This is a genomic window from Sulfitobacter sp. HI0129, assembly GCF_001635395.1.
Classification (GTDB): Bacteria; Pseudomonadota; Alphaproteobacteria; order Rhodobacterales; family Rhodobacteraceae; genus Sulfitobacter.
The window spans coordinates 1-9,235 of record NZ_LWGH01000886.1; the positions used below are offsets into that span (position 1 = coordinate 1).

Sequence of the window (9,235 nt, forward strand, 5' to 3'; positions counted from 1 at the left end):
GAGACCGGCAGAATACCGACGGCGAAAAAAGGGACCAGACAGATGGCCGCCCCGGACCACAGCAAAGGGACAGACTGCGCAATGGGTCTTTCATATGCGCACCCCCTGCCCCTGCCGGACCGAAGCGCGCAACGCCGACCGGGTGGCGATTTTTCAGTGCGATGCCGCCAGTGTGCGCGGCGCGGCCCGGACCAGCTCGCGGGATTCCATCATCATCAGCAGGAAGGCCAGCGCCGAAAGCAGTTCGCGCAATTCTGCCACCCGAAGGCCGGGCAACCCGTCCGAAAAGCTGTAAACCAGCTGATCCTGAAACAACGTCGTGGCCAGCATCCCGATTGCCAGCCCCGCGCTGGCAATGGGCAATCCGATGGCGCGGAACACCTGCCGGCACAGCGGTACATAGCGATCAAGAACCGGGACTACGGCACCCCAAAGGAAGAAACAAAAAATAAACGCATGATCGAAGAAGTAACCGAAAAGGTTATGGAAATTGATCTCAGCCTGCACATTGATGCGCCGCATGGCCTCGGGCGTCTCGATGCCCAGATAGCGCTGCCCCCAGCTGATCTCCTCACCGCACATGACAACAAACAGCAGAGCGAGAAACCCGTGCATCAGGGCCATCCTGGGATAGATAGCCCGCACGGTGACGGCGACCCAGGCCGCATACACGGCCGCAACGAGCAACAGCACCGCCGAGACGTTTTCAATCACGCCATCCTCAAGATTGAAGGCCAGCAGCGTATCAACGGAAAACAGTCGGTCACCGAAAATGACGTAAAGCACGATAATCATGTAAAGCCCCGCCATGGCCGCCAGACTGCGCAGGCCCGGTCGGAACTTGTCATAAGCCTCGGGCATGGCATAGTCCCGCGCCATGAAGCGCGCGAGACGTGCGCTGCCAGCCAGTCGCGGCCACAGGATCACAGCAAGCAGGCCCGCACCCCCCAGCACCGCAAAAACCCAACGTGCGAAGACAATTTCGATCAGGGTCGACTTGCGGACCAGCGGGTTTTCATGGGCCAGCGACTGCTCCATCAGACCGATGGACGCCAACCGCTCTGGAGAGATGAGGACCGCGAGCGCCAGCGCGATCAGCGAAAGAACGAAGACAAACAAACGTTGAAATGTCATGATAAAAGACGCCTAGTTAATATGGCGCAGTGTAACAGATTAATGGCAAATCACAAACGTCTGACCAAAATGCCGTTCCGAGGCGAACCAGCCGATCAGTTTTCGGCCCGGTCGGAGCCAGCACAACAGCGGAATCCGGGCCCGACGCGCCCCAACGATTGCCCTGAATACCAACGCGAAATACACAGACCATAGAAAGAGCGAGGCTCGATATGTCCCCCCTGAAGATCAAGAAAGGCGCGACCTCCCATTCCGCCTACAACCTGCGACCCAATTTTTCCGACGTGATCGAACGGCACACCCTTGCCGTCCTGGTGGAAAACGAACCGGGCGTGCTGGCGCGGGTCATCGGGCTGTTCTCGGGGCGCGGCTACAACATCGACAGCCTGACCGTGGCAGAGGTCGACCATACCGGGCACCTGTCGCGGATCACCATCGTCACCTCCGGCACGCCGCAGGTGATCGAACAGATCAAGGCGCAACTGGGTCGGATCGTCACCGTACATGACGTGCATGACCTGACGGTCGAAGGCGCCAGCGTGGAACGGGAACTGGCGATGTTCAAGGTGTCGGGCACCGGCGAAAAGCGGGTGGAGGCGCTGCGGCTCGCGGATATCTTCCGCGCCAATGTTGTGGACAGCACGCTGGAAAGCTTCATTTTCGAGATCACCGGCGCCCCGGAAAAGATCGACGCTTTCGCGGATCTGATGCGGCCCCTCGGCCTCAGCGAAGTGGCCCGCACGGGCATTGCCGCCCTGTCCCGCGGCGACTGATCGCTTCCGGGCGGGTCCGGATCGTTTCAGAGTCTGGCCCGCGCCGCCTCCCGCGGGATAATCGGCACGACCGCTTCACTCACCGGGGCGCCGTTGGCTGCCGCGCCATGGCCCGATATATTCCGTAGCCGGTCCGGAAGATCATGGCAGGCGCGCTGGCGCATGACCTCGGGGGCCTTGGCTTGCCGCAGGTGGCGGTTGCGGCTGACTTCAAAACGGACAATGTCCCCCGCTTCGATCCCCCAGCCGCCTGCGGGGGTTTTGCCATCACAGTGGTAGAACGCCAGATCCCCGTGATCCTCACACCAGAAGACCGCCTTGCGCTCTGTCGGATCGGACCAAATTACCACTCCCATCATCGGCATTGCTTCCCCCTTCTCGGTTTGGGAGAAGATAGCAATATTTTGCATTAATGCGCGACACTGAATATCCAAGCCAGCAATCGAAATTTGTGTCGGTATTCTGCGCATCTGATGCGCTTTAGCGTCAGATATGACGCTTTTACGCGTCGGGAGGACGCAGTCGGACTGGCAAAATTGCCCCCACGGCCGCAAATCTATTCAGAAACACGGGAACTACCATATGGCGCGACCAAGCCAGTCACCGGCCCAGTTGAGGGGTATGTTCGGGGAAAACCTCCGCAAGCTTTCACGGAAATACCCCTCCATTTCGGATCTTGCCCGGCGGCTTGGCATCAACCGCACCCAGTTCAACCGCTACCTTTCCGGCGAAAGCTTCCCCCGGCCCGATGTGCTGGCCCGGATGTGCGAATTTTTCGGGGTGGATGCCCGCGTTCTGCTCGAACCTGTGGACGATCTGGACACAGGCAGCGCTGACGATCCGATCGCCAACCCCTATTTGCGCAATTTTGTCGGCACGGCAGCCCGTGAAGTGCCGGAGGATGCCTTTCCTTCCGGCTTCTACCGGTTTTCACGGCGCAGTTTCGTGAACGCCGATCTCTTCGTCGTCGGTCTCCTCCTCGTACGGCGGGACGGCAGGCATACCGTGCTGCGCGGCTTCGAGACGAAAGAAGCCATGCGGCTCCAGAACCTGCCGACCGATCCGCCGACGCGCGAATTCCGAGGGTTGGTGATGCAGCAGGAAAAAGGCATCACGATCCTTGCCGCGCGACGCAACGCGATGACGGGATCCTTCAATTACCTGTCACGGGCCGCATCGTTCCAGAACAACTACTGGGCGGGCTACGTCACCCGCACCGTCCCCGAAAGCGAAGGCGGCATGCGGGTGACGCGGCTGGTCTATGAACACCTCGGGCGGCGAACCGGTGCCGTGCTCGCCGCGGCCCGGGGAACCGGCTTCAAGGCGGCAGCCGAACTGGAACCCTTTCACCGCCGCCTTCTGCGCCCGGAGGCCGAATTTTCCTGACTTCCGATGTCGCGGTGAGAAAAGTGCGGGTCGCTCACGCGTTCCGCGATCCAGACCGGGGCTGGTAGACTGTCGGCCACAGGAGGAAGCCGCCCATGTCCCACCCCCTTTCCGATCTGGAACGTGTTCGCCAGCCCATCGGCGCAGCGAACGGTCTTTCAAACGCCCATTACATCGACCCCGAAGTGCACGCCGAAGAACGCGACGCCGTGCTTTTCGCCAATTGGATGGGTCTCGCCACCGCGTCCGAGGTTCCGGAGATCGGCGACGCGATCCCCCTCACCGTGCTTGGGATGCCGCTGCTGGTCTTGCGGGACAAATCGGGCGAAGTCCGCGTGTTTCAGAACACCTGCCGACACCGGGGCATGATCCTGATCGAGGAGCCGCGACGGATCGAAGGTGCGATCCGCTGCCCCTATCACAGCTGGTGCTACGCGACCGACGGGCGCCTCGTCTCCACGCCCCATGTCGGCGGTCCGGGCCGCAATACCCATGAGAGCATTGACCGGGATACCCTCGGGCTGGTGGAATTCCGCGCCCATGTCTGGATGGACGTGATCTTCGTCAACCTGTCGGGCACGGCGCGGCCCTTCGAGGAGGCGAATGCCGACCTGATCGCCCGCTGGGCCGAGTTCAACCAGCCACTGCACCACGGCGGCGCGGACAGCCAGTTTCAGCTTGAACTGAACTGTAACTGGAAGCTCGCGGTGGAAAACTACTGCGAAAGCTATCATCTGCCCTGGGTGCATCCCGGCCTCAACAGCTATTCACGGCTCGAAGATCACTACCATATCGAAAAGCCGCGCCAGTACTCGGGTCAGGGCACGTTGGTCTATCGTCAGTTGACCGACGAGGACGGGAACCGTTTCCCGGATTTCGATGGGTTGGGCCTTTCGTGGGATACCGCGGCGGAATATATCACCGCCTTCCCGAACGTCCTGCTCGGTGTGCACCGCGACCATACCTTTACCATCATTCTGGTGCCGCGCGGCCCGGAACGGACGGAGGAACATATCCACATCTACTACGCCCGCCCGGACACCGATCCCGACCTGCGCGCGCGCAATACCGAGCAGTGGAAACAAGTCTTCCTCGAAGATGTTTTCGTGGTCGAGGGCATGCAGCGCGGGCGCCATGCCCACTCCTTCGACGGGGGGCGTTTTTCACCCGCGATGGATGGCCCCACCCATCTGTTCCACGATTGGGTGGCCACGCAACTGGCCGATTATCGCGCCGCGGGCGCCCTCACCCCGGCGGCGGCGGAATGAACCCGCTCGACGCACGGCTCCTGCAGGCTCATGCCGCGGGGGACGGCGCGGCGCTTGCCCGGCTCTACGAAGAAGCCGCGCGTCAGGCCGCCGATGCGGAGGCCGGTGCCTTCTATCTGACCCATGCGCATATCTTCGCGCTGGAAGGGGGGCTGCCTGCGGCCGAAACGCTCTGCGCGCAACTGGTCGCTCTGGGGCGCGAAGCCCCGCCCGGGCCGCCACGACCGCCCCGGCGCTGATCCCGCGTCAGAGCGTGGGCGGGCGGCGATTGGGCCAATCTGTCGCCTCGTGATAGCGCGCGGCAAGCCGGAGCAGCCGCGCATCCGTGCCCCGCGCACCGATCAGTTGCAGCCCGAGCGGCAGACCATTATCGCCGAAACCCGCCGGAACGTTGACCACCGGCAAGCCGATCAGGCTCGCCGGGGTCACCACCTGCATCCAGCGATGGTAGGTATCCATCTTCCGGCCCGCGACTTCGGTCGGATGCACGTCGTTCACGTCAAAGGGCCAGACCTGCGCCGAAGGCAGCACCACGACATCGCAGGTGGTGAAAAGATCATGCGCCCGGCGGAACCAGTCCGACCGCTGCTCGGACGCGCGCTGTATCTGCGGCCCCGTCAGGGTCCGGCCCCGCTCAACCTCCCACTGCGCGGCGGGTTTAAGCGCCTTGCGCCGTTCCGGCACGTCGTAAAGGGCCGATAGACCGGCGGCCACGGCAAAGGAGCGCAGGGTGATCCAACTGTTCCAGATGGCCTCCGCCTCGAAGGGTGGCGGCGCATCGAATACCTCGCAGCCGATCTCTTCAAAGCTGCGCAGCGCGGCGCGGCTGTGGGCGTCGATGCCGGGGGCATAGGGAAAGGCCCCGCCCCAATCACCGAGCCATCCCAGCCGAAGCCCCTTCACGTCGCCTTCGAGATGCGGGACCGTCGCCTCCGACCTGGCAGAAAGCGGGAGGCGCGGCTCATATCCCGACATCGTATCGAGCAGCTCGGCCAGATCCTCGGGGCTGCGCGCCATGGGACCCATGGTGCTGAGCTGGTGCAGGAACATGTCGCCTTCGGGCTCCGACGGCACCCTGCCCCAGCTTGGCCGCATCCCGTAAACATTGTTCCACCCTGCCGGGTTGCGCAGGCTGCCCATCATGTCCGAGCCGTCCGCAACGCTGAGCATCCGCGCAGCCAGCGCCGCCGCCGCACCGCCCGAGGATCCGCCGGCGGACCGCGACGGGTCATAGGGGTTTGCCGTGGCGCCATGCACGGGGTTGAACGTATGGCTGCCCAAGCCGAATTCCGGCGTATTGGTCTTGCCGATGACGATGGCGCCCGCCTTCCGGATGCGGCGCACGAATATATCGTCATGATCCGCGATCTGCCCGGCAAAAAGCGGCGATCCCATGGAGGTGGGAAGCCCCTTCGCATCGGCGAGATCCTTGATGGCGATGGGAATTCCGTGCAGCCAGCCCTTGCGGGGGGCATCCTGAACCGCGCGTGCCTCGGCCATCAGGTCGTCGCCATCCCGCAAGGAAACGATGGCATTCACTTTGCCGTTGACCTTGTCGATGCGCCCCAGCGTGGCCTGCATCAGTTCGGCCACGCCCAGATCACCGTCTTCGATTGCCCGCGACAGGGCGCGGGCCCCCATGTTCATGATATCCATGGGCGCAGAAAACGTCACCGCGCGGGGCGGCGCAAGCCCTGAGTTGACCTTTGGGAAACCTTGAAGCGGAGAGGCCCGCTCCGGGTCCGGCGATCAGCCTTCGCGCGCTTCCGCCCGGCTCTTGCCAGATACCGACAGCGCCAGCGTCGCGCCCATGAGCCCGTCCAGATCACCGTCCAGCACACCCTTGGTGTCGGAGGTCTCGAAGTTCGTCCGCAGGTCCTTCACCATCTGATAGGGCTGCAGCACGTAGGACCGGATCTGGTTGCCCCAGCCTGCGTCACCCGCACTTTCATGGGCTTCGTTCACAAGGGCGGACCGCTTGTCGAGTTCCATCTGGTAGAGCCGGCTTTTCAGCGCCTTCATAGCGATATCCCGGTTCTGGTGCTGCGACTTCTCGGAGGAAGTCACGACAATGCCCGTGGGATGGTGGGTGATCCGCACCGCGGAATCCGTGGTGTTCACATGCTGACCGCCCGCGCCCGACGACCGGTAGGTATCGATGCGGATATCCGACGGGTTCACTTCGATCTCGATGTTGTCGTCGACCACCGGATAGACCTTTACCGAGGTAAAGGAAGTATGCCGCTTGGCCGCCGAATCGAAGGGCGAGATGCGCACCAGACGGTGCACGCCGGATTCGGATTTGAGCCAGCCATAGGCGTTCTGACCGCTGATCTTGTAGGTTGCGGATTTGATGCCCGCCTCTTCGCCCACGCTTTCGGACTGCAGCTCGACCTTGTAGCCCTTTTTCTCGGCCCAGCGGACGTACATCCGCGCCAGCATCGCGGCCCAGTCGCAGCTTTCGGTGCCGCCCGCGCCCGCGTTGACTTCGAGAAAGGTGTCGTTGCCGTCCGCCTCCCCGTCTAGCAGCGCCTCAAGCTCTTTCTGCGCGGCCTTTTCCGCCAGCGCCTTCAGCGCCGCTTCGGCATCCGCCACGACTTCGGCGTCGTCTTCCATCTCGCCCAGTTCGATCAGTTCGATGTTGTCCGCCAATTCCTGCTTGATGCCTTCGTAGGTCGAAATGGCATCCACCAGCGCCTGCCGGTCGCGCATCAGCTTCTGCGCCGCCTCGGGGTCATTCCACAGGTTCGGGTCCTCGACCCGGGCGTTGAATTCCTCCAGCCGGTGGGGCGCGGTTTCCACGTCCAGCCGCTGGGCCAAAAGGTCCAGTGACTTGCTGATCTGATCCACCGTGTTCTGTGCTTCTGCGCGCATGAAGATGCCTTCGGGAAAGAGGAATGGAACCCGCCGGGCGGGCCGCCCGACTGATAGACCAGCGCCGCGCCCCCGGCAAGCAATGCGGGGGGCGCGCGCCGGAATGGATCAGTAGAGACCGCCGGAGCTGAGCGTGCCGAAGGTTGCCTTCGGCCCCACCGTAGCCTTGCGCCCGGTGGAGGTGGTGACCTGACGGGAAGAGGTGGCCCGTTCGTCCACCAACGGCAGGTCGGCCCCCATTGCAAAGCCGCCGTCGAAGGTGATGCCAAAGACCGGCTCCTCCCCCTGACGGAAACACTCGGCGACCACGTTGGGGCCGGAGGCATCATCGCTCAGCCGTGCGCCGGTGAACCGGTCGATGTTGATGAAGACGCATTGATCGGGCACCTTGAAGGCCCCGCCGCCGTATTTCTGGACCGCCTGGCTCATGAAGCGCTGAAAGACCGGGCCGCACATGCCGCCGCCCGACGCGCCACTGCCGAGCGAGCGCGGCTGGTCGTAGCCGATATAGCAGCCCGCCACGATGTTGTTGGTAAAGCCGACGAACCAGACATCCTTGGCATCATTGGTGGTGCCGGTCTTGCCCGCGGTGGGCACGCCCAGATCGACCGAACGGCGCGCGGTGCCCCGTTCCACCACGCCCTTCATCATCGAGGTGAGCTGATAGGCCGTCACCGGGTCCATCACCCGTTCGCGGTTGGAGATGACGCGCGGGGCCTGACCTTCTGGCAGATCGGTCAGGTTGCAATCGTTGCAGATGCGCTGATCGTGTCGGTAGACGGTACGGCCATAGCGGTCCTGCACCCGGTCGACGAGCGTCGGCTGCACCCGCTCGCCGCCGTTGGCGAACATCGCATAGGCCGATACCATCTGGTACAGCGTGGTTTCCTGGCTGCCCAGAGCGTTGGCGAGCACCGGTGCAAGGTCTTCGTAGACACCGAAGCGTTCGGCATAGCTGCCAACCGTGTCCATGCCCACTTCCTGCGCCAGACGCACCGTCATCAGGTTGCGCGACTGTTCGATGCCGGTCCGCAGCGGCGTCGGGCCGTAATATTTGTTGGAGGCGTTCTTGGGCCGCCAGACACCCTGCGGCGTGTTGATCTCGATCGGGGCGTCCACGACGATCGTCGCCGGGGTATAGCCCGAATCCAGGGCCGAGGCATAGACGAAGGGCTTGAAGCTCGAACCGGGCTGCCGCTTGGCCTGCGTGGCGCGGTTGAAGACCGAGGACTGGTAGGAAAAACCGCCCTGCATGGCGATCACCCGGCCGGTGTCCACGTCCATGGCGACGAAAGCCCCCTGCACTTCGGGCACCTGCCGCAGGGTCCAGCGGATGAATTCCCCGCTGTCGTCCGACGTCATGCGCCGCACCAGAACGACGTCGCCCACATCCACGAGGTCTCCGGCCACCTGCGCGCGCGGGCCGAGCGATGTGCCGCCGGTTTCCTCGTTCACCTTCAGCTTGCGGGCCCATGTCACATCCTCGGCGGGGATCCAGTGGCCGTCGGCGTCCTCTTCCACGCCTTCGATGCCGATGCGCGCATCGCTGGCCCCCACTTCGAGCACCACGGCGGGATACCACTGGTTTTCCAGATCGATGTCGCGGGGCACGCGCAGATCGGCGAGCGCGGCGCGCCAGTTTTCTTCCGATGTCAGCGCTTCGGGCGGCAATGTCTTGCGGGTGCCGCGCCAGACGCCGCGGCCCCGGTCATATTGCTCCAGCTCGCGGCGCAGCGCGTTGGCGGCGATGGGCTGCATTTCGTTGTCGATGGTCGCGCGTACGGTCAGACCGCCGGTGAA

Annotated in this window: 9 protein-coding genes; 4 read left to right on the forward strand and 5 right to left on the reverse strand. The window is 63.6% G+C overall.

The features are described from left to right. Positions 1-153: 153 nt before the first annotated feature. A complete protein-coding gene (locus tag A3764_RS20635) occupies positions 154-1,038 on the reverse strand; it encodes a hypothetical protein (protein WP_150120718.1) in 885 nt (294 codons plus the stop codon). Between the two features lie 308 nt (positions 1,039-1,346). Here A3764_RS20635 and ilvN point away from each other — a divergent pair, with 308 nt between their 5' ends. After that, entirely contained in the window at positions 1,347-1,907 is a 561-nt protein-coding gene (gene ilvN / locus A3764_RS20640) for an acetolactate synthase small subunit (RefSeq protein ID WP_067922766.1), read from the forward strand. 26 nt (positions 1,908-1,933) lie between these two features. Here ilvN and A3764_RS20645 read toward each other — a convergent pair whose 3' ends face one another. Next, positions 1,934-2,377: a hypothetical protein gene (locus A3764_RS20645; protein WP_150120717.1), complete on the reverse strand. Its 444-nt coding sequence runs from the start codon at positions 2,375-2,377 to the stop codon at positions 1,934-1,936. Between the two features lie 112 nt (positions 2,378-2,489). Between A3764_RS20645 and A3764_RS20650 the strand changes: the two genes are divergently transcribed. The 3 genes from A3764_RS20650 to A3764_RS20660 all read left to right on the forward strand — a co-directional run bounded on the left by A3764_RS20650 (position 2,490) and on the right by A3764_RS20660 (position 4,800). Further along, the gene (locus tag A3764_RS20650) at positions 2,490-3,293 is read left to right on the forward strand and encodes a helix-turn-helix domain-containing protein (RefSeq protein WP_082851012.1); all 804 of its coding nucleotides are present in this window, start codon (positions 2,490-2,492) and stop codon (positions 3,291-3,293) included. A gap of 95 nt (positions 3,294-3,388) precedes the next feature. Further along, a complete protein-coding gene (locus A3764_RS20655; RefSeq protein ID WP_067922758.1) occupies positions 3,389-4,561 on the forward strand; it encodes an aromatic ring-hydroxylating oxygenase subunit alpha in 1,173 nt (390 codons plus the stop codon). Then, positions 4,558-4,800: a hypothetical protein gene (locus tag A3764_RS20660; RefSeq protein ID WP_067922755.1), complete on the forward strand. Its 243-nt coding sequence runs from the start codon at positions 4,558-4,560 to the stop codon at positions 4,798-4,800. Before A3764_RS20655 ends, A3764_RS20660 begins: the two co-directional genes overlap by 4 nt. Before the next feature lie 7 nt (positions 4,801-4,807). On the opposite strand, the gene A3764_RS20665 is transcribed toward A3764_RS20660, so the two are convergent. The 3 genes from A3764_RS20665 to A3764_RS20675 all read right to left on the reverse strand — a co-directional run. After that, positions 4,808-6,217 carry an amidase gene (locus A3764_RS20665; RefSeq protein ID WP_067922796.1) on the reverse strand — a complete coding sequence of 470 codons (1,410 nt, stop codon included), beginning with the start codon at positions 6,215-6,217 and terminating at the stop codon, positions 4,808-4,810. 93 nt (positions 6,218-6,310) lie between these two features. After that, positions 6,311-7,435: a peptide chain release factor 2 gene (gene prfB / locus A3764_RS20670; protein ID WP_067922752.1), complete on the reverse strand. Its 1,125-nt coding sequence runs from the start codon at positions 7,433-7,435 to the stop codon at positions 6,311-6,313. A gap of 108 nt (positions 7,436-7,543) precedes the next feature. Beyond that, positions 7,544-9,235 (reverse strand): penicillin-binding protein 1A (locus A3764_RS20675; protein WP_067952044.1); only part of this gene is annotated, 1,692 nt, incomplete at its 5' end.

Coding starts and splice junctions, on each gene's coding strand:
- A3764_RS20665 (WP_067922796.1), bottom strand. CDS start 6,217: ATGGATATCATGAACATGGGGGCCCGCGCCCTGTCGCGGGCAATCGAA.
- ilvN (WP_067922766.1), top strand. CDS start 1,347: ATGTCCCCCCTGAAGATCAAGAAAGGCGCGACCTCCCATTCCGCCTAC.
- A3764_RS20650 (WP_082851012.1), top strand. CDS start 2,490: ATGGCGCGACCAAGCCAGTCACCGGCCCAGTTGAGGGGTATGTTCGGG.
- prfB (WP_067922752.1), bottom strand. CDS start 7,435: ATGCGCGCAGAAGCACAGAACACGGTGGATCAGATCAGCAAGTCACTG.
- A3764_RS20635 (WP_150120718.1), bottom strand. CDS start 1,038: ATGGAGCAGTCGCTGGCCCATGAAAACCCGCTGGTCCGCAAGTCGACC.
- A3764_RS20645 (WP_150120717.1), bottom strand. CDS start 2,377: ATGCGCAGAATACCGACACAAATTTCGATTGCTGGCTTGGATATTCAG.
- A3764_RS20660 (WP_067922755.1), top strand. CDS start 4,558: ATGAACCCGCTCGACGCACGGCTCCTGCAGGCTCATGCCGCGGGGGAC.
- A3764_RS20655 (WP_067922758.1), top strand. CDS start 3,389: ATGTCCCACCCCCTTTCCGATCTGGAACGTGTTCGCCAGCCCATCGGC.